Source organism: Gracilibacillus sp. D59, from assembly GCF_052246695.1.
GTDB lineage: Bacteria > Bacillota > Bacilli > Bacillales > Amphibacillaceae > Gracilibacillus.
In genome coordinates this window covers 66,445-86,631 of sequence record NZ_JBQQCK010000017.1, presented here as the reverse complement: position 1 = coordinate 86,631, position 20,187 = coordinate 66,445, and the positions used below count along the sequence as shown (strand labels likewise).

Here is a 20,187-nt window from a genome sequence, read left to right as displayed (position 1 = left end):
ATTACTAGTTTCGGCCTTTTTATAATGTAAGAAATATATAAACGTTGATATCACAACGCTTTCGTATAATTCTCGCTAAAAATGAGTAATAAATTAGGAGATAGTTAACTAGTCATGTAGTTTATGATGATCTGAAAACATATTAGTATTATTTCTTCTGCTTTATCTGGTTCTTTGTTCCCCAAAACAATAAAATTGTCGAATTTACAATCTCTTTACATTGGGTTAATAGTAGTTTAATAGTTATCAGTTACGATGTAATAGAAGCTTTCAAATGAGAGCTAACAATTTTAAGTATGTTATAGGGGGAAGTAAGAATGAACAAGTGGAAGTTAATAATGTTAGTTGCTGTTGCATTTCTAACAGTAGGCGTATTGGCAGCATGTGGCAATGCTCCGAATGACGCAGAAAACACAGAAGAAGAAACAAATAACGAAGCGAGTGCAAATGAAGGTAGTCAAGATGAAACAACAGAAGAAGAAGGATCTGAAAAAGAATTATCTGGTCCGGTAAATATTGATGGTTCATCCACAGTTCTACCAATTATGGAATATTTAACTTATGAATACAATAAAGCTCAACCAAATGTAGATGCGGTACTAAACTCATCAGGTTCTGGTGGCGGATTTAAAAAATCAACTGTAGGTGAAATTGATTTTAGTAATGCTTCTCGCCCGATCAAAGAGGAGGAAGTTGCTAAAGCAGAAGAAAATGGAATTACACTTCACGAAGTTGAAATTGCTTATGATGGTTTATCAGTAGTAGTTAGTCAACAAAATGATTTTGTTGAAAACTTAACAGTTGATCAACTTAGAGAAATCTTCTTAGCAGATGGTTCCGCTACTAAGTGGTCTGATTTGAATCCTGATTGGCCTGAAGAAGACATTGTAATCTACAGCCCAGGTCATGATTCTGGTACTTTTGATTACTTTAATGAAGTAATCTTGGAAGAAAAACCAATGCGTGAAGACGAAAATACAACATTGTCTGAAGATGACAATACGTTAGTTACTGGTATTCAAAATGACCCATATGCAATTGGTTACTTTGGCTATGCATATTATTTAGAAAATCAAGACACTTTAAAAGTATTAGGAATTGACAATGGTGATGGCAATCCAGTTAAACCAACTGGTGAAACTATTCAGGATGGTTCTTATGCACCACTCTCTCGTCCATTGTTTACTTATGTAAATGTGGACTACCTAAAAGAAAAACCGCAAGTACATGATTTTGCAAAATTTGTTCTTAATAATGCGGGAGCGGCTGCTGAAGAAGTAGGTTATGTAGCACTTCCAGATGAAAAATACCAAGAACAGTTAGATAAAATTAACGAATTAGCAGGGAATTAATTTTGGAACAGTACTATATGGGACAGGCTCACGTACAACAGTGAGTTCTCTGTCCCATCATCTTTGTTAAGAAAGAGAAGGGGATTATCATGGCGAACAATCAGATGGAAAAGAATTTATCCGTTCAAGACATGATTAAAAAAAATAAGAAAAAGAAAAGTATGGGTAATGCTGTGGAAAAAATAGTGCCGATATTTTTATTATTGTGTGCTATTGTTTCTGTATTAACAACTATAGGAATACTATTTACCTTATTACGTGAATCTATAACATTTTTTTCAGATGTACCAATAACAGATTTTTATTTTGGTACTAATTGGTCTCCGTGGACTGATCATTTCGGAGTAGCACCATTGATTGCAGGGACTTTGTTAATTACCTTCATTGCGATCTGTGTAGCAATGCCAATTGGATTGGCTAGTGCAATTTTTTTAAGTGAGTATGCAACAGATAGAACTAGAAAAATAATTAAACCTATTCTTGAAATTTTGGCAGGTATCCCTACAGTGGTGTATGGGTTTTTTGCCTTAACATTTGTATCACCTTTATTAGGAGAAGTATTTACGGAAATGCGTATTTTTAACGCTTTGAGTGCTGGTATAGTTGTTGGAATTATGATTATTCCGATGATTGCTTCATTATCAGAAGATGCGATGAGTGCCGTTCCAAATAGCTTGCGGGATGGTGCACTTGGTTTAGGAGCAACCCGTTTTGAAGTAGCTATTAAGGTAGTATTACCAGCTGCTTTATCTGGAATTATTGCATCCATTGTACTTGCGATTTCACGTGCTATTGGTGAAACAATGATTGTGACAATTGCTGCAGGTGCAACACCAAACTTAACATTTAATCCAACTGAATCGATTCAAACACTAACTGCCTTTATTGTGCAAGGTGCCACAGGAGATACTTCATATCAATCAACTATATATAATAGTATCTATGCGGTAGGGATAACATTATTTATCTTCACATTATTGATGAATATCTTGTCACAGTATATATCTCGTCGATTTAAGGAGGATTACTAATGTCACAACAAATTAAAAGCGAACAAATAAAGAGTCGCGTTACCATGAATAAACTGTTTAAAGGTCTATTTATTTTTGCTACTAGTATAGCAATGCTATTTCTAGCAGCACTTATTTACCGAATATTAAGCCAAGGACTTGGCTATTTAAGTATAGATTTTTTAAAAAACTTTCCCGCCCCCTATATTGAAGAAGCAGGTCTATTTGCTGGTATTATGGGTTCTATATTTATGATGGGAATAACTGCTCCGGTATCTATTATTATTGGAGTATCAACAGCATTATATTTAGAAGAATATGCATCACAAAATAAATTCACACGCTTTATCCAAGTGAATGTACAAAATTTAGCAGGCGTTCCGTCTATTGTTTTCGGCCTATTAGGTTTAACATTTTTTGTGTATATTATGGGATTTGGTTACACATTAATTGCAGGTGGATTAACAATGAGTCTGCTAGTATTACCAGTAATTATTGTAGCTGCTCAGGAAGCAATTCGCTCTGTTCCGAATGAAATTAGAGAGGCATCAATTGGTATGGGGGCAACAAAATGGCAAACCATCTGGCGTATTGTATTGCCTGCATCAATCCCAGGTATTATTACCGGATCAATTTTAGCATTATCAAGAGCAATTGGCGAGACTGCACCATTAATTATTGTGGGTGCAGCAACTGCCATTTATTCTATTCCTGATTCCTTTTTGTCAAAGTATACTGTAATGCCCATTCAAATATATAGTTGGACATCAAGACCTCAAGAAGAATGGCAATTTGTTGCAGCGGCAGGAATTATCGTATTATTAATCATATTATTATTTATGAACGCTATTGCGGTATGGATTCGAAATAAATTCCAAAAGAGATATTAAGAAAAGAGGGGCTATACATGACAATTGTAAATGCATTTAATATAGAAGATTTCAATTTATGGTATGGTAATGAGCAAGCATTGTATCAAGTTAGTATGGAAATTCCCAGAAAAGAAATAACAGCGGTAATTGGGCCATCTGGCTGTGGTAAGTCTACATTGTTAAAATCTTTAAATCGAATGATTGAAACGATACCCATTGTGAATACTTCTGGAAAAATAAAATATAATGATAGAAATATCTTTGAAAAAAAACAAATGGTTGAGGAATTAAGAACACATGTTGGAATGGTATTTCAAAAACCAAATCCTTTCCCAAAATCGATCTATGAAAATGTGGCATATGGGCCCAAAATACATGGGATTAAAAAGAAAAAAGTTTTAGATGAAATAGTAGAAAAGAGTCTTCGTGGTGCTGCAATTTGGGATGAAGTAAAAGATCGTTTGAATCAGAATGCATATGGTTTATCAGGAGGCCAGCAGCAAAGAATTTGTATTGCAAGATGTCTGGCAATTGAGCCTGATGTAATTTTAATGGATGAGCCTACATCTGCATTAGACCCAATTTCAACTTTAAAAATCGAAGAATTAATTAAAGAACTAAAAAAAGATTATACTATTGTTATTGTTACACATAACATGCAACAAGCAGCAAGAATCTCTGATAAAACAGCTTTTATGCTTAATGGTGAGCTAGTTGAGTTTTCCGATACGGATCAGCTGTTCTCCAATCCTAAAGATAAGCGAACAGAAGACTACATTACTGGACGTTTCGGTTAATTATAATTTGTGAGAGGAAGTGCAATATGGTAGGTAGAGAAATTTTTCAAAGTGAAGTGAAAAAAGTAGAAGAACTAATCATTGAAATGGCAAAGAAAGCAAAAGAACAATTAACATCAGCGGTTGAAACGTTATACAACAGTGATATTGAACGTGCGGAAAAAGTAATTGAAGCTGATAAACAATTGGATTCACTCGATTTTGAAATAAATGAAGCTGCTATTCTGTTAATAGCTAGACAACAACCTGTTGCAACTGATTTACGTAGGTTAGTAGTTGCGATTCGTGTTTCGTCAGACCTTGAAAGAATGGCAGACAATGCTAAAAACATTGCCAAATCAACAATTCATCTTGGTAAAGATCATGGGATCGAAATTCATAAATCTATTGCTGAAATGAAAGAAATTGCTACCAAAATGATTGATTTAGCAATTAAGGCATATGAAAATGAGGATATTACTTTAGCAAGAAAATTGGGAGATATGGATGATATGATCGATGGAATGTATTCTTCCATGTTAAGAGAATTACTTGAAGAAACTGCAACCAATCCACAAAAAATACAGCATATTATGCAAATGGCCTTCAGTGGAAGATACGTAGAACGAATCGGCGATCATGCCACAAATGTTGGGGAAGATGTAATGTATTTAGTAAAAGGTGAGTCAGCAGATTTAAATGAATAATGAAGAAAGAAAGGATTAACCTTAATCGGTTAATCCTTTTTATTGACCCGTTAAAATGTTTGCTATTTCAGCTATTTCCATTTGATCATGAAGTGTAAATTCACCAATTTGAATATTTCTACTGATTTCGTTTTCTTCAAGATATGTAATAAATGCATCTTCATCAGTGATAATCTCTTTTTCTATCAGTAAGTCTACAATAGTAGGAATACTCATTCCTTCTTCAATTGAAATGGTTGTCTCAACCGGTTGATCGTTTGTAGCGTGTTCATCCGCGCTATTTGAATCAGTTTCATTCCCTTGTTCACTCTCTAATGATTTTATTTCCTGTTCTAATTCATTTACCTTCTGCTCCATATCTTCTTCGTAAACATAATAACCTTCTTCTTCAATCGATGTAACAGTTTCATTGATGGACACGGCAGAAGTAGAATCAGCAGGAGATGGTTCTTCAACATAATACGTAAAACCTATTATGACAGCTGCGACAAATAATCCAAGAGAAAATGCTCTAATGATTTGCTTCAATGTAATCCCTCATTCTTTTTTGCTAGTTTAAAATTGTTTAATGATTGAAATAACATCATATTCATTCATATTAACGTGTTCTGCAATATAATCCGTATCATGTCCTTGATTGTATAATTCTTTTACCTTTCTCATGATTGGCGTTTGCTGATTATTTCTAGAACTTATCGATTGTTCCACTGAGAAATCATCAATTAACAATTCTTCTTCTAAAATATTTATTTTCTTTTTTAATTGATATGTTTCTTGTAGGGATGAGATTGAGAATTGCTCAAATTGATCTTCTAATTGTTTAAATTTATCTTGCATAAAAAAGGATACAATCCATAAGATTACAGCTATAATAATAACAGTACCTATTGTAAATAACATGACTTTCCTCCTAGTTCTAACCATTATCTTCATATATAGTTATACCATATTTGAGATTACAATAAAACATATACTTGAAATTGTCGTCGCTTTTTGCTATTATATTCTAGGTAATGATTTGATATCGAAAAAGAATGATGTATGATTTAGTTTGGAGGGAAAACCATGCGCGTTAATATTACTTTAGCTTGTACTGAAACAGGTGACCGTAATTATATTACGACTAAAAATAAACGTAAACATCCAGAGCGTTTAGAGCTTAAAAAATACAGCCCACGCTTGAAACGACACACGTTACACCGTGAAACAAAATAATGAAATGAACAGAAGAACTCTTACCATTCTACATTGGTAAGAGTTTTTCTTATATAAGTTGTTAATAATCGTGTCTATTGATGATCTATCATAATTCAATGTTAGTTAAGAAGGAGGTGCTGATTGTTGGAAAAGTTATCTACTATAAAAGAACAACAACGAAAGTACACATTAAACCAGTGGCAAGACATGAGGAATAGGAAGGTAATCGAACGTTCTATTCATAAAAAACTTTTACAGGCAGATATTTGGTCTCAAGCACAGACCATTGGTGTAACAATTTCTAAAGGGTTAGAGTGGGATACGAAATGTTTAATCAATCATGCTTGGCAGCAAGGAAAAAGAATTGCCATTCCTAAATGTAATCCTCATGATAAATCAATGTCCTTTTACCAATATCAAGCAGGTGATCAGTTAGAAAATGTTTGGGCAGACATATGGGAACCTTCCATAGCAAATGCATTATATATTGAGAAAGAGCAAATTGATCTCATGATCGTACCAGGAATCGTATTTAACAAGCAAGGTTTTCGAGTTGGGTATGGTGGAGGTTTCTATGATCGCTATTTAGAAGACTTTACAGGCATTAAAGTGTCACTTGCTGCTGATTTTCAAATTGTTGAAACGATAATTCAAGAAATACACGATAAACCAGTTGATATTCTAATAACAAACTTCGGAAAAATTTATTGTCATCATACATAATTTTTTAATAAAAGAAAAAACTTTTAATATCAAAAAGCAGGAGTGAATATTAATGAAAATAACAAAAGTTTTTTTCTTTCTTACTGTAATAGGTTCCATTGGATATGTATTTCGTAATAGTATTACCAAGATGATCATAAGTGTACCACAACTAAGAAAATGGGGAGTGCGAATAGCCATGAATATCCCGTTTCTCCGTAATAAAATGATAGGCTCCATGTTTAAATAAGCCGTTAATCCTTATTATTATTCTAAACGCTAATATTCATGGTAAGATTAGAATAGTGATAAGGTAGGTGTTGACATGTTTATTAAGAACCAATTTGTTCAAAATAAACTGGTACTTCATTTAATGGAAAAAGAGGAATACGAACTTTTAACAACTTCTTCTAATCAAGAAGAATATTTGCTTTGGAAGAGAAATAAAAGAAATACAGATATAGTGAGAGTATCATTAAAACAATATGATTGGAAAAGGGAGCTTGAAGCATCTGTAAAACAGGTTGAAAAAAAGGTTGAACAAAATATCCAACTACCATTATTTCAACAAAATATTTCGTTCCATCATATTTTTATTGTTCAATATCAACCTGTTGATAGTTGGAGTAATCTAAAGAGCAGCGATTCTTCAACTACTAAAATTGATGCTTCACTTGTTTATATGTGTAGTCAACATCAAGATGAAGAATTTGTTCGATTTTTTCAGAGTGCCCAACTAAATCATGCGTTATCTTTCTCCGTTCACAACAATTTATTAGAATTAGAGTATCAAACAGAATTATTAAAGCATCGAATTCAACAAATACATAAAAATGCTGAGCAAGAAATAATGGCTGTTTTTAATAGAGGGAAACCGATTCTTTCTTATGTTTTAATAGCGATTAATATCCTTATGTTTTTCTTATTGGAGTCTAGAGGTGGCTCGACAAATCCAGAAACGCTCATTCAGTATGGAGCCAAGTATAATGTGGGTATGTTAGAGGGAGAATGGTGGCGTATCATAACGTCCATGTTTTTACATATTGGTTTATTTCATTTAGCTCTAAATATGCTTGCACTATATTTTATAGGTACATTGGTAGAAAGAATCTATGGTAATATTCGTTTTATCATCATCTATTTTCTTGCCGGTATTGCTGGAGGGATGGCTAGCTTTGCGCTAAATCCCAGCATTGCTGCCGGGGCATCAGGGGCATTATTTGGTCTGTTCGGAGCACTGCTTTTTTTCGGAATAAAAAATCCGAGAATTTTCTTCAAGACAATGGGTATGAATGTCATCTTTATAGTTATCTTAAATATACTTTTTGGTGTGTTTGTACCACAAGTTGACAATGGTGCACATATTGGCGGGTTAATTGGAGGGTTTATTGCTTCTGGTATTGTAATGCTGCCAAAATCACAAGCTTTTATGCAACAGCTTATCGCAGTTGTGCTCTATGTTTTTTATATATTTGGCCTTTTGGCATATGGATTAACCAATGATGAAGTACAGTATGACGAAACTCTGCAAATTCAACGAGTACAACAACTTCTCGAAGATGAACAATATAGTGAAGTAACAGAAATTGTTTCAGAGACTTTACCGCATGCTGATCAATTAGAAGCAGAATTATTGTTTTATCGATCATTTGCTCACATTCATATAGAATCATTTGATCAAGCCAAGAAGGACTTAGAAAACGCAGTGGAGATCAAAGCTGATTTTGAAGAAGCATGGTATAATTTAGCTTTATTGTATCAACAAGAGCATGAATTTGATAAAGCAATGGATGCTACAGAGCGATTGTTAGATTTAGACAGCGAAAACAATAGTTATCAAGCATTATATAAAGAGTTACAAAGAGCAGAAAACTAATATCTGCTCTTTAGTTGTTTACGGATAATTGTTGATATAGTTTTTCAAGTTGGTTAGCTTCATTATTGAAAAGTACAATTAAATGATCATTATTTTTGTCAATTAAGATCAAAGGCATTATTTGATTGTTAGTTTTAGATTGATTGGCTATAGGCAAAATATAATTTTTATACAGTCCTTCCCAAAGTTGTCCGATAATACGATCTGTTTGTTCTTGTGTTAATCCATCAATTGGTTGTTGTTGAAATTGAATAATAGCTGTTAAAGGATATAAATTATAATCATCAATCTCAATATTCGCCGTATCAATCCATTCCCTCCAGGCGAATTGCAACTGCTGCGATGTAGTTTTATCAATGGTTTTCTTCCATTCTTGTTGCATATGTGACTTAGGTTCGCGAAATGATTCCAGTGCAGTATGCGGCGAATCTATTACATACAATTGGTCAGCAGACATTTGTTGAATACTTTTAATTTTGTCGTTAGGATAATGAACTTCACCATGATGGAAACTTATGGCTTGGAAGTGACTGCTATCACTTTCCTCAAATACTACTTCTAACCCTATATCTTTTTCGGATTCTTTCCATAATCCTTTCATTCCTTTTAAACGACCGTCCATATATAACAGAGAAATATCTTGTCTTAAATAAATTTCTCTGTCTAAGCCACTATTGGCCGTCCATTTTATCATATATTGGTCATTACCGGTTTCTTTTAGTAATTTTAAATTAGTATCAACAGACGAAAATGAAATAGAGGAATCTGGTGGGAAATACTTAATGGTCTCTTCGGACGTGCGTTTTGTTAACAATAACAGTATCAAAGCCAGCATCATTAATAAGCATGTAATAATATGTAATTTCCTTGATCTAATCATGATATCCCTCATTTGCTGTTTTCAACTTGTCCAAAATCATTCCGCATTAAAAAGGTCCATTTAGAGTAGACTATAATTAAATGTGAGCAGGAGGGAATGAGCATGGAACAAGAGAAACGTTTGTATCATAACTATGATAAAAATGTCCAATATATACATGATTATTTAGAGGTAGACAAGAGCTTTGATCTCATTCACCTAGATGTGGAATATGCAGGGAAACAAATGGCATTATTTTTAATTGATGGTTTAGTGAAAGATGAAATCCTGCATTATTTAATGCGTTTTTTAGCAGAGTTGGAAGAAGGGGATTTAGAGCACGATACGCTAGATAAATTAATGAAGAGGCATGTTCCTTATGTAGAAATAGATGTTGAAAAGGATATGAATAAAGCTGCTGAACTAGTTCTTGGAGGACCAACAGCTTTAGTGGTTGAAGGTTTAGATCGTATTATTATGATTGATGCCAGAACTTATCCTGTCAGGAGCCCAAGTGAGCCTGACTTGGAGAGGGTTGTTAGAGGTTCAAGAGATGGCTTTGTGGAAACGATTATTTTTAATACAGCTTTAACAAGAAGAAAAATACGAGATAGATCGTTAAGGATGGAATATACGTCGATTGGTCGCAGGTCTAAAACAGATATATGTATATGTTATCTGGAAGATATTGCAGATCCTCGAAAAGTGGAGACGTTAAAAAAGCATCTTGACAAGATAGATACAGATGGACTGCCGATGGCTGAAAAAACCATTGAAGAGTATTTAAGTGGAAAAACATGGAATCCATATCCGACAATCCGTTATACGGAAAGACCTGATACGGCTTCTGAACATTTATATGAAGGACATATATTAATTATTATTGATGGTTCTCCAAGTACAATGATAACTCCAGCTACATTTTGGCATCATTTGCAACATGCAGAAGAATATCGACAAAAACCTTTTATTGGTGTTTATTTGCGAATGGTACGATTTTTTGCTATATTTGCATCGATATTTTTATTACCACTATATTATTTATTATCGTCGGAAATGGGATTATTACCGGAAGAACTTTCATTTATTGGGCCTAGTGAAGTTGGTTTATTTCCCTTAATTGTTCAATTTTTATTGGCGGAAATCGGGATAGATGTATTGCGAATGGCTGCAATTCATACACCGTCAGCTCTGGCAACAGCATTAGGTTTGGTATCAGCGATTATAATCGGCCAAATCGCAGTTGAAGTTGGCTGGTTTACTAATGAAGTAGTATTATATCTTGCAGCAGTGGTAATGGCTACTTTTGCAACTCCAAGTTATGAATTAAGTTTAGCCAATCGTGTAACAAGAATAATATTATTAATTATTACAGCGTTATTTGGCTTAAAAGGATTTGTCATCGGGACAACCTGCTATATATTGTATTTAACAAACCTAAAAACATTTTATCTGGGCTATTTTTGGCCATTCATCCCGTTTGATGCAAAAGCATTTCTACATGTAATAATTCGTCAGCCTGTACCATATGATCATCAGCGTCCATCGTTTTTAAGTCCTCAAGATCCAGACAGAAATTAGAAGTTTTTTATTTCTTTTTATAAGGGTCTTTGTTATAATAACCTAGGTGATATGACGTGGACAATATTTATGATTTAAGAAAATTATTATTAAAATTTGGAACGATCATCTATATAGGTGATCGTTTAGCTGATTTAGAACTAATGGAAGACGAAGTTACTGAACTATATAAAGTGAATATGATCACAAAAGAACAGTTTCTTCAAGCAAAAATGATCATCACAAAAGAGAAAGAAAAAATATAATAAAGGGTGGAAAAAATGGAGACGGATTTATTAATTGGCATTGATATTGGAGGGACAACGGTAAAAAATGCGATTATTTCAAATCAAGGAGAATTGATTACCAAATGGGAAATACCAACGAATTTGGATAATCAAGGGGAAAGTGTTCCGAAAGATATTTGGTCATCGATCGAGAATAAACTTTCTGAATTAAATCTAAAGAAAGAACGTTTTGCAGGAATGGGGGTAGGTGCCCCAGGTTTTATTGAGCCAGAAACGGGTAATGTAGCTATAGCAGTTAACATCGGATGGGAGAATTTTCAGCTAAAAGATATTCTCGAAGAATTATCAGGCTTGGATGTATATGTTGACAATGATGCAAACATCGCTGCATTAGGTGAGAATTGGAAAGGTTCCGGTAATCAAGTAGAGAATATGTTAGCAGTGACACTAGGGACTGGTGTTGGAGGAGGTATCATCTCCAATGGAAAGATCGTCACTGGTGCAAATGGTACTGGTGCTGAAATTGGCCATATAACTGTGGAAAAAGGTGGTGCACCATGTAATTGTGGGAGAAGCGGCTGTCTTGAAACAGTTACTTCTGCAACAGGGATTGTCCGACAAGCAGAGGAATTAATAGCAGAGGGGAAGGCTATTTCATTAAAGAAACGAAAAGACACAAATGGGGCTATTACAACAAAAGATGTATTTGAATTGGCTGCCGAAGGTGATAACGATAGTAAGAATTTATTACAGCATGTTTTTGATGTGCTTGGATTTACTCTGGCAAATGTAGCAATTACTGTTAATCCTGCGAAGATTGTAATTGGCGGTGGTGTTTCAAAGGCAGGTAACGAATTGTTAGAACCATTAAAAAAAGCATTTGAGAAATATACCTTACCACGTACTAATGAAGCTTGTGAATTTGTTATCGCTCAATTAGGTAATGATGCAGGAGTTTATGGTGGTGCATACCTTGTGTTACAAAATAGTTAACAATTATAGATTTATAGGAATAATGTAAATTAATTGTAACTTTTTTTAAGATTTATGAAACTTCTATGTGATGTTTATCGTCTATAATAAATAGAGAGAGAGAAAAATAGAATTAGGGTTGAATCATTTTGAGGAGGATAATCATATGTTAAATAAAAAGCTGCACATGCCTTTATATTTAATCGCAGCATTATTATTTGGATTGAAAACATATATCGTGTATCGATTTGTTTTTGATATATCATTAGAAAATGTAATGCAAGAGTTTATTTTATTAATCAATCCATTTGTAACTGCTTTTTTTATTTTTGTATTAAGCATTTTCTTTAATCAAAGAAGACAATTGAAATATATTAAATATGGTATACTACTAGGATCATTGATACTGTATTTTAATATCGTTTTTTATCGTAATTTTTCAGATTTTATAACAATACCTTTATTATTCCAGGGAAGCAATGCAGCTGACCTTGGTAATAGTGTACTAGGTTTAATAAGATTTTGGGATGTAACTTTATTCCTTGATGTTGTTATTGTTTGGATGTTAGCAAAGAAACATGGGTCAAAATTAACAGCTTCATTTACCAAAAGATATAAAAAAATGGCATTTGCTTTATCAATTTTATTCTTAATTGGTAACTATGCGCTAGCTGAGGCTGAACGTCCACAGTTATTACAAAGAACTTTTGACCGTGAATATTTAGTGAAAAATATCGGTGTATTTTATTACCACGTATATGATGCGGTATTACATTCAAAATCAAAAGCACAACGTGTATTTGCTGATGGTAATGAATTAACCGAGATTTCCAAATATATTAAGGAAGAAGCAACAACAGAAGGTAACCAAGAATTACAGGGTATTGCAAAAGATAAAAATGTAATTTTTATTTCATTGGAATCTTTACAAAGCTTTGTAATTAATAATACCCTTCACGGTGAAGAAGTAACGCCATTTTTGAACAGTTTGATGGATAATAGTTATTATTTTGAAAATTTCTACCATCAAACCGAACAAGGCAAAACATCGGATTCCGAATTTATCGTGGAAAACTCATTATATCCTTCTCCAAGAGGTGCAGTGTATTTTACACATGCACAGAATGACTATCATTCGTTGCCAGAAATAATTGGTAAGAATGGATATAGCTCATCCGTATTCCATGCAAATAATAAAAGCTTCTGGAATCGTGATGTGATGTATGAAAATATTGGTTATGATCATTTTTATGATGAAACGGCATATGAAGTAACAGAAGAAAACTCTGTTGGATGGGGCTTGAAAGATAAACCATTCTTTAAGCAATCAATCAAGTATTTGCAGCAGATGGAACAACCATTTTATTCAAAGTTTATTACGTTAACGAACCACTATCCGTTTGAGTTAGATGAAGAAGATGCAACAATCGAACCATATGATTCAAATTCTAATACGTTAAATCATTACTTCCAGACTGTTAGATATATGGATGAAGCTGTAAAAGATTATTTTAATTATTTAAAAGAAGCTGGATTATATGAAGACTCTATTATTATATTAATGGGAGATCATTATGGTATTAGTGATTTTCATAAAAAAGCAATGAGTCAATATTTAGATAAAGAATATACAGATTATCTGCACGTTCAATTACAACGTGTCCCATTCTTTGTTCATATTCCTGGTCAAGAAGGGAAAGTAATCTCTAAAGTTGCAGGTCAAATCGATGTGAAACCTACTATTTTAAATCTATTAGGTATTGATGAAACAAAAGATTTATCATTTGGTACAGATTTATTCGACGATGAACGTAAAGATTTTATCGCTCTTCGTGATGGTAGTTTTATTACGGAAGATTATGTTTATACGAAAGATCATTGTTATGACCGTAAAACTGGTGAATTAATTGACAGTTCTGATCAATCAGATGAAGAAGCAGAGGCTTCTGCTTGTAAACCATATATGGAACAAGTGAACAAAGAATTAAGTTACTCAGATAATATTATTTTCGGAGATCTGTTCCGTTTTTATGATTTTGGAGATGAGTAATGTAAGAAAAGGTCAAATTGCCCGTGACGCAAGGGTGGTTAGATGAACTTAGGCAATGCGCCTGTTTTAATCGATATGCTTTTCTTAGCTTATAAAAAGGGATGAACTTTTACAGTTCATCCCTTTTGTTTACTAATTCAATTAAGATATAACGATCTTTTCATTTCTGTTTATAATTTCTGCATAAGAAAAACTGGGCAAAACCCGCCCAGTCTTATAACAATATGCAAAGTAGGTCTGTGGATATTGCTATTAGTAGTCATTAAGAAATATATCGACCGTTTGACCACCACTTCGGCTGCCACTCCCCTTTCCGTGGGGTTTGCCCTTCAGCTAACTTTTTCGAGCAAAAACCGCTCAAAAAAGTGGATCTTCATGGCAAACGAGTCCCACAAGTTGAAGTGGGCGCCTTCGTTTAATGCATGCGCTAAAACATTAGTCAGACTTATCAACTTGGATTATTATTCCTGTGAAAGTGCAAAAATATGGCATTTGCATCACTCATATGGTTATAAAACCAATATGCTTTTTCTGATATTCATTGTAGAAAAAGGTATAGTGGAGGCAGACGTTTCGACTCCTAATGGAAGAGCATGCCCCTTGGAAAGCGAAACGGTCAACCGCAGCGGGTGGCTTGCACTCTTTAACTTTTATCATAAACAACATGACTAGTCAACTAAATCTTTATTTATTACACTTTTTAAACGTGAATAATATACAAAATACTGTGATACCAACGGTTATATACTTTCCTATCTTATAAAAAAAACGCCTTTTAAAAGGCGTTTTTAGCTTTCAAATAATGGTCGAATTAGTTCCCAATACAAAGTTGCAATGGAGAAGAATCCGAATACTAGTGCAGAAATCGCCGCAAAAGCAACTCCAAACATATTTTGTGCTTTCAATTCACGAACGACTGCAATGACACATAAAATCGTTATCACAAGAATAATAAATGCTAATTCCATTTTCATCCTCCTTACTTAAGGTCAATCCATTTTCATTATCAACTATTAACGTTTATAATATGTATACAAAGCTATTCCATATTTATTTTAAAACAAAAAAAATGATTTGTCTATTAAAACATAAAGAAAAGGAGTCGTACTTAAGATGAGAGTAGAACAGATGCCTTTAGGTCCAATATCGACCAATTGTTATATAGTGGGATATGATGAGAAGGCTATAATCATTGATCCTGCTGGTGAAGAAGATAGAATTACTAGTAAAATTGCCGAAATGAATGTAAAGCCTATTGCAGTGTTATTGACACATGCACATTTCGATCATATTGGAGCGTTAGAGAAGGTTAGAGAGTATTACCAAATCCCTGTATATATGCATGAACAGGAAAGCGAGTGGTTAGAAGATCCAAACTTGAATGGGTCACAATTATTTGGGCTTGATCAAGTAAAAGCAAAAAAAGCTGACCATTTTCTAAATACTAACGAGCTTCTTTTAGGCAATATAACCATAGAAGTTCGCCATACACCTGGACATTCACCAGGAGGGGTAGCTTTTGTCTTTCACGATAATCAATTTGTTATTGGAGGGGACAGTTTATTTGCTGGCGCAATCGGTAGAACAGATTTACCAGGAGGAAATTTTGAGCAGTTGGAAGCGAGTATTAGAGAAGAATTTTATACTTTGCCAGATGAGTATATTGTCTATCCTGGTCATGGTCCTGAAACAACTATCAAACAAGAAAAGGAATCTAACCCATTTGTGCAAGCCTAGATAAAACGCTCTGAATCATAATAGATCAGAGCGTTTGCCAATTTAATGTCCAAATCCAGGAACAAGAATGAAGTTGGTATAGAAAGTAAAGCCTATAAAGAAGACTGTACAATAAGCAGCAAATAAGTACATATACATTCTTTCAGACAATTTTAAATACCCGACACCAAGGAAAAAGATCGTTTGTGCAAGGAATAGGTATGCCATTGTTTCCATATCACCAACATAAAACATTACTGTAAATATACCTGTCCAAAAAGCAAGCATACGGAAAACTCGATCCATTGTTCCCCCTCCTTTTTATATCACTATGTATCAAACATATTATAAACGAGTATTGCTAAAATGTAAATTATTCTTAGTCGTTGAAATAAAATAATTCGTTATTATTCATAATATGTTTGAAATTAGAACAATTTATACATCTAATCAGGAAGTTCAACATGTACTTCTCGGTAGCCACCGGTATCTGTCGTCATTTTTATTTGATAGATAGTACGGTCCGGTTTGATGTATGGTACTGTTATATTGATTGTTCCGTCCGGAAATGTAAAGGAGAGGGGAGGTGCTTCCTTTTCTTCAAGAATTTTTGCATATGCTTTTTGATAAAGCCATTCTAATTTGTATTGTTCTTCATTTAAATGGTGCGTTCTCTTCAAATTTTGAATCTGATTCATCTGATGAAACGTAAGTAGCAATAATAGTATAATTACAAAGCTGGTTAGTGGGAATATATAACCTTTCTCATTTCTGAACTTTTTTAAATAACCATTTTTCAATTTGTTCACCACTATCCGTTGTAAGTTGTACAGCAATATTATTTTCACCCTCCGTCAAGTTAAAATCTTGTATGTTTCTCAAGATTTCTTCATTTCCACTGCCGTTAACCTGCCTGCGTATTTTATTATTGTGAAAAGAGATAGTGACTATATCACCATTGGTTTGGATAAAATATAGCTGATTATTTTTAACTTCAATCGAAATAGCTGTTTGAGCTTCCACTTCGATTACATGATGAAAATGATAAACCATTGGCATCTGTTGCCTTTCATCTTGCGTCCACATAAGTAAAATTTGTGTGAACCATGATATTAATAAAAATAAGAAAAGTAGTGTCAATAATGATTCCAACAATATATAACCTCTTTCATTGCTGTATAGCATATTGACATGTCGTTGTTTCTGATTGTTTAACATTATTCCAGCTGACACATCCTTCTATCAACGAGTTTGACCTAGTGATGGTCAAAGTCAGAGGAGAACTAATTATATCTTCGTATATTTCTGAACCCAAGCTTGATTTTCCTAACAAAGCTTCATGCATTTTGACAGACAGAAAATAAGTAGCCTTTTCTTCTTCTCTGATAAGTTTTTTCTCGATCATCAGCTGATGTTGAATCGGAAATAAGGTTAGACACGCGGTAAAAAAAATCATAATGGAAAGCAAGGTTTCCAACATGTAGAAACCCGCTTGATTATTGTTAGCTCGCATCGTAACATCTTCCTTTGCCAAATGGGCATATTATATAAAATGTGTGGAATCTTGTTTTAATTTGCATGGTGCCTGGTCTTTTTATATTACCTTTATGCGAAAACTCGATAGGAAGTTTTAGAGTATTAGGTTCCACTATCCAATGGTCCGGATAAGTACGAACGAATAATTTAGTACCGAATCCACCCTTGCGAATTTGATAACGGTTGTGTTGCCGCTCAAAGTGAAGATAGAAATTGCCTTCCTGAGATAGAGCGAGTTGTTGTAAATATAGTAGGTCTTGGTGAAATTGTTTTATAAATTGCTTGTACTGTAGCGTGTCATATGTTTTCATTGCATAACTTCCACTTACAGCGAGAATAATGGAACTTATAGACAAAGCAATTAAAAGTTCTATCAAAGAAAAAGCTCTTTGATTATGAAGCATCTGGATTAATCTCCCGTTTCACTAAACCATCCTTTGCATCATTATAATCAATAATGGTGTTACCATTATTACATTCTAAAGTTTCTACATATTCTCCTTCTAATTGGTTAAGATCACTAGGTTTACTTCCATTATCAAGTTCATATGCAAGTAATTGATTTTCAGCCAATTGTAATAATGCATCACAACCTTGATCATTTATATTCTCACTTTTAGTTGCTAAGTTAGGAATAAATAAAATTAACAGAATACTTATCACTGCCAAGACAATTAACATTTCTATCAAGGTAAAACCTTTATTGTTTTTCATTATTCATTCTCCTTTTCACATATAATTCATATAGTCAAACATAGGCAGCATTAAAGCTAAATAAACAAATACAATAAATAACGCTAAAATACTTAACAAAAAAGGCTGTAAAAAATTGATCCATTTCTTCAGATAACTTTCAATTGATAAAATCAGATGCTCTGCATAGATGTTTAGTTCTTTTTGGAGTTGGTTTTGGTTTCGATCCTTCGACATGATTTGGGTTAATTGTTCTTGTAATAAATGGCATTGAGGCAAAATCGTGGAATAGTCATATCCTTGTGCTAAATGGTCACTAATCATCGTGGAGTAGTAATTCATCAAGTCTGCTTTTTGTTCCGACCTAATTACTTCTAAGCTATCTTTTATCGTCAGTCCACTCGTTAACAAGCTGGAAAGATGAGTTACAAAGAGATAGGTGGTCTGCATTTGTTTGTACTTACTATATATAGGTATCCGTTTGATAAGCTGGATTTTTAATTCAATGGATATCTGTTGTTTCATAGTGATGCTGATTAAGAATAGGAAAATGACTAATAATAAAGTTGAGATTGTTCCATAATAGATCATATTTATGGCAATCTCAGCATTTTGAAAGGCACTAATGGTGTTACTGGAGCCAATTAATTGTGAAAATGATGGAAAGATCGAAGTTTTCATGAAGTACAGTATTAATAAAAAGAATAGGAAAAGAAACAGTGGGTATCGTGAAAGTTTGTTTAGCTTTGTTAAAAATTCTTTTCGTTGCTTCAGCATTTGACAACAATGATGTAACCCTTTTGAAAGGTTGCCATGTTGGATCGCAATCTTTAAGAAACTGACCACGTTCGGATTAAAATTCACTTGTTCTAACGACTCGACAAATGTTTCTCCACGTTGTAAAGCTTGTTTAATCGTAGTCACAACAGCTGTGTATTGCTTTTCCCACGTTAAAACGTCCAAAGCATCATTAAGGCTATAACCATGTTGAAAAAGTTGTTCAAAACGATATAGTATCTGGTACTGCTCTTGTGTGGATGGACTATTTTTCCACTTAAGGACTCTTGATAAAACCATATGCATAAGCTTTTCTCCTTAAATGATCAAAACGGAATGGTTCAATAAACTTTTCTTTGTGCAGAATATGGTGAATATGTTTTTCTTCCAAAATTTCTAAGATCGCCGCTCGTTGATTAGCTCGTTTACTTAGGTTTAGAGTTAATAATTGAATAGAAGCTACTGCAACTAAATTGTGTTCCATATCAATCGGTTTAATCCCCATTTCTAGCAGTCGGTGAATAGTGCCTTGTGCACTATTTGCGTGTAATGTTGATAAAACTAAATGGCCTGTATTCGAGGCACGGAAAGCAAATTTCGCAGTTGTCAGGTCTCTGATTTCCCCAACCATAATAATATCAGGATCATGTCTTAATGCTGCCTTTAAACCCACATCATATGTCATACCAGCTTTTTCATTAATTTGAACCTGCAATACATTGTCTATTGGTTTTTCGATTGGATCCTCCAAAGTAATCGTTTGATAGTGGTTATCTTCCATCAATGCTTTGATGATTGCATATAAAGTAGTCGTCTTACCTGAACCTGTAGCTCCTGTGAGCAAAATAAGACCCGAGCGAAAATGCAGCCAATTTTTAATATGTTGTAGCTGATATGGAAATAAAAATAATTGATGCAAGGCATGAATGTTATGTTGAGGTAAGATGCGGATAGCTAGGCTTTCTAAGTTGTTAGCAGGTAATGTGGAAAGGCGTAAGGAATATGTTTGATCACGATATGGATAATGAATGGCTCCTTGTTGAGGAGTCCTGTTTTCACCTATATCCATTTTTCCTGTGAACTTGTAATAAGAAATTATCATCATATATTGTTTCTTTGACAAAGAGGTATGATAAGTTCTTTTACCATTACAGCGAAAATAGACCTGGATATCACTAGTTTGGGGGATAAAGTGGATATCTGAGGCTTGGGACTCGATTGCAGCTTGAAGAATACTATTGGAAATAGTTGAAGCTTTGTTCAAATAATAATTCACCTCCTATT

Annotated in this window: 26 protein-coding genes; 14 read left to right on the top strand and 12 right to left on the bottom strand. The window is 33.7% G+C overall.

Features of this window, described 5'->3' with window-relative positions:
* Positions 1-317 precede the first annotated feature (317 nt).
* The 5 genes from ACTWP4_RS20985 (at position 318) to phoU (ending at position 4,717) form a co-directional block, all read left to right on the top strand.
* A complete protein-coding gene (locus tag ACTWP4_RS20985) occupies positions 318-1,352 on the top strand; it encodes a PstS family phosphate ABC transporter substrate-binding protein (protein ID WP_443130741.1) in 1,035 nt (344 codons plus the stop codon).
* A gap of 89 nt (positions 1,353-1,441) precedes the next feature.
* Entirely contained in the window at positions 1,442-2,383 is a 942-nt protein-coding gene (gene pstC, locus ACTWP4_RS20980; RefSeq protein WP_443130740.1) for a phosphate ABC transporter permease subunit PstC, read from the top strand.
* Positions 2,383-3,252 carry a phosphate ABC transporter permease PstA gene (gene pstA, locus ACTWP4_RS20975; RefSeq protein ID WP_443130739.1) on the top strand — a complete coding sequence of 290 codons (870 nt, stop codon included), beginning with the start codon at positions 2,383-2,385 and terminating at the stop codon, positions 3,250-3,252. The genes pstC and pstA overlap by 1 nt, the downstream gene beginning before the upstream one ends.
* Positions 3,253-3,269: 17 nt before the next feature.
* A complete protein-coding gene (gene pstB, locus ACTWP4_RS20970) occupies positions 3,270-4,031 on the top strand; it encodes a phosphate ABC transporter ATP-binding protein PstB (RefSeq protein ID WP_443130738.1) in 762 nt (253 codons plus the stop codon).
* Positions 4,032-4,057: 26 nt separating this feature from the next.
* Entirely contained in the window at positions 4,058-4,717 is a 660-nt protein-coding gene (phoU, locus tag ACTWP4_RS20965; RefSeq protein ID WP_443130737.1) for a phosphate signaling complex protein PhoU, read from the top strand.
* Positions 4,718-4,756: 39 nt separating this feature from the next.
* Here phoU and ACTWP4_RS20960 read toward each other — a convergent pair whose 3' ends face one another.
* Both ACTWP4_RS20960 and ACTWP4_RS20955 read right to left on the bottom strand, forming a co-directional pair.
* Positions 4,757-5,245: a hypothetical protein gene (locus ACTWP4_RS20960; RefSeq protein WP_443130736.1), complete on the bottom strand. Its 489-nt coding sequence runs from the start codon at positions 5,243-5,245 to the stop codon at positions 4,757-4,759.
* A gap of 27 nt (positions 5,246-5,272) precedes the next feature.
* Positions 5,273-5,617, bottom strand: coding sequence for a hypothetical protein (locus tag ACTWP4_RS20955; RefSeq protein ID WP_443130735.1), 345 nt, complete (start codon positions 5,615-5,617; stop codon positions 5,273-5,275).
* Positions 5,618-5,782: 165 nt separating this feature from the next.
* On the opposite strand from ACTWP4_RS20955, the gene rpmG reads away from it, so the two are divergent.
* From rpmG to ACTWP4_RS20935, 4 genes are all read left to right on the top strand, one after another.
* Complete coding sequence (rpmG, locus tag ACTWP4_RS20950; protein WP_018933855.1) at positions 5,783-5,932, top strand: 50S ribosomal protein L33; 150 nt, start codon at positions 5,783-5,785, stop codon at positions 5,930-5,932.
* Positions 5,933-6,058: 126 nt separating this feature from the next.
* A complete protein-coding gene (locus tag ACTWP4_RS20945) occupies positions 6,059-6,637 on the top strand; it encodes a 5-formyltetrahydrofolate cyclo-ligase (RefSeq protein ID WP_443130734.1) in 579 nt (192 codons plus the stop codon).
* Positions 6,638-6,689: 52 nt separating this feature from the next.
* Positions 6,690-6,866: a hypothetical protein gene (locus tag ACTWP4_RS20940; RefSeq protein WP_443130733.1), complete on the top strand. Its 177-nt coding sequence runs from the start codon at positions 6,690-6,692 to the stop codon at positions 6,864-6,866.
* 75 nt (positions 6,867-6,941) lie between these two features.
* Positions 6,942-8,492, top strand: coding sequence for a rhomboid family intramembrane serine protease (locus ACTWP4_RS20935; RefSeq protein ID WP_443130732.1), 1,551 nt, complete (start codon positions 6,942-6,944; stop codon positions 8,490-8,492).
* A 10-nt stretch (positions 8,493-8,502) separates the two neighbouring features.
* Here ACTWP4_RS20935 and ACTWP4_RS20930 read toward each other — a convergent pair whose 3' ends face one another.
* Positions 8,503-9,372 (bottom strand): hypothetical protein, encoded by an 870-nt coding sequence (locus ACTWP4_RS20930; protein WP_443130731.1) that lies wholly within the window; start codon positions 9,370-9,372, stop codon positions 8,503-8,505.
* Positions 9,373-9,474: 102 nt separating this feature from the next.
* Between ACTWP4_RS20930 and ACTWP4_RS20925 the strand changes: the two genes are divergently transcribed.
* The 4 genes from ACTWP4_RS20925 to ACTWP4_RS20910 all read left to right on the top strand — a co-directional run bounded on the left by ACTWP4_RS20925 (position 9,475) and on the right by ACTWP4_RS20910 (position 14,181).
* A complete protein-coding gene (locus tag ACTWP4_RS20925; protein WP_443130730.1) occupies positions 9,475-10,932 on the top strand; it encodes a spore germination protein in 1,458 nt (485 codons plus the stop codon).
* A gap of 56 nt (positions 10,933-10,988) precedes the next feature.
* Entirely contained in the window at positions 10,989-11,177 is a 189-nt protein-coding gene (locus tag ACTWP4_RS20920) for a YqgQ family protein (RefSeq protein WP_443130729.1), read from the top strand.
* Between the two features lie 15 nt (positions 11,178-11,192).
* The gene (locus tag ACTWP4_RS20915; RefSeq protein WP_443130728.1) at positions 11,193-12,152 is read left to right on the top strand and encodes an ROK family glucokinase; all 960 of its coding nucleotides are present in this window, start codon (positions 11,193-11,195) and stop codon (positions 12,150-12,152) included.
* Between the two features lie 145 nt (positions 12,153-12,297).
* Complete coding sequence (locus ACTWP4_RS20910; protein ID WP_443130727.1) at positions 12,298-14,181, top strand: LTA synthase family protein; 1,884 nt, start codon at positions 12,298-12,300, stop codon at positions 14,179-14,181.
* A gap of 788 nt (positions 14,182-14,969) precedes the next feature.
* Here the strand turns inward: ACTWP4_RS20910 and ACTWP4_RS20905 are convergent.
* Positions 14,970-15,149 carry a DUF2759 family protein gene (locus tag ACTWP4_RS20905; RefSeq protein ID WP_443130726.1) on the bottom strand — a complete coding sequence of 60 codons (180 nt, stop codon included), beginning with the start codon at positions 15,147-15,149 and terminating at the stop codon, positions 14,970-14,972.
* A 145-nt stretch (positions 15,150-15,294) separates the two neighbouring features.
* Between ACTWP4_RS20905 and ACTWP4_RS20900 the strand changes: the two genes are divergently transcribed.
* Positions 15,295-15,918 (top strand): MBL fold metallo-hydrolase, encoded by a 624-nt coding sequence (locus ACTWP4_RS20900; protein WP_443130725.1) that lies wholly within the window; start codon positions 15,295-15,297, stop codon positions 15,916-15,918.
* A gap of 42 nt (positions 15,919-15,960) precedes the next feature.
* On the opposite strand, the gene ACTWP4_RS20895 is transcribed toward ACTWP4_RS20900, so the two are convergent.
* The 8 genes from ACTWP4_RS20895 to comGA all read right to left on the bottom strand — a co-directional run bounded on the left by ACTWP4_RS20895 (position 15,961) and on the right by comGA (position 20,167).
* Complete coding sequence (locus ACTWP4_RS20895; protein ID WP_443130724.1) at positions 15,961-16,203, bottom strand: DUF2626 domain-containing protein; 243 nt, start codon at positions 16,201-16,203, stop codon at positions 15,961-15,963.
* A 140-nt stretch (positions 16,204-16,343) separates the two neighbouring features.
* On the bottom strand, positions 16,344-16,595 hold the full coding sequence (locus ACTWP4_RS20890; RefSeq protein WP_443130723.1) for a hypothetical protein: 252 nt from the start codon (positions 16,593-16,595) through the stop codon (positions 16,344-16,346).
* Between the two features lie 67 nt (positions 16,596-16,662).
* Complete coding sequence (locus ACTWP4_RS20885; protein WP_443130722.1) at positions 16,663-17,052, bottom strand: ComGF family competence protein; 390 nt, start codon at positions 17,050-17,052, stop codon at positions 16,663-16,665.
* Between the two features lie 13 nt (positions 17,053-17,065).
* On the bottom strand, positions 17,066-17,410 hold the full coding sequence (locus ACTWP4_RS20880) for a hypothetical protein (protein ID WP_443130721.1): 345 nt from the start codon (positions 17,408-17,410) through the stop codon (positions 17,066-17,068).
* The gene (gene comGD / locus ACTWP4_RS20875; RefSeq protein WP_443130720.1) at positions 17,400-17,837 is read right to left on the bottom strand and encodes a competence type IV pilus minor pilin ComGD; all 438 of its coding nucleotides are present in this window, start codon (positions 17,835-17,837) and stop codon (positions 17,400-17,402) included. Before comGD ends, ACTWP4_RS20880 begins: the two co-directional genes overlap by 11 nt.
* Positions 17,827-18,147, bottom strand: a complete 321-nt coding sequence (comGC, locus tag ACTWP4_RS20870; protein ID WP_443130719.1) for a competence type IV pilus major pilin ComGC — start codon at positions 18,145-18,147, stop codon at positions 17,827-17,829. The genes comGD and comGC overlap by 11 nt, the downstream gene beginning before the upstream one ends.
* Before the next feature lie 15 nt (positions 18,148-18,162).
* Positions 18,163-19,209 (bottom strand): competence type IV pilus assembly protein ComGB, encoded by a 1,047-nt coding sequence (comGB, locus tag ACTWP4_RS20865; RefSeq protein ID WP_443130718.1) that lies wholly within the window; start codon positions 19,207-19,209, stop codon positions 18,163-18,165.
* Positions 19,181-20,167, bottom strand: a complete 987-nt coding sequence (comGA, locus tag ACTWP4_RS20860) for a competence type IV pilus ATPase ComGA (RefSeq protein ID WP_443130717.1) — start codon at positions 20,165-20,167, stop codon at positions 19,181-19,183. The genes comGB and comGA overlap by 29 nt, the downstream gene beginning before the upstream one ends.
* Positions 20,168-20,187 lie beyond the last annotated feature (20 nt).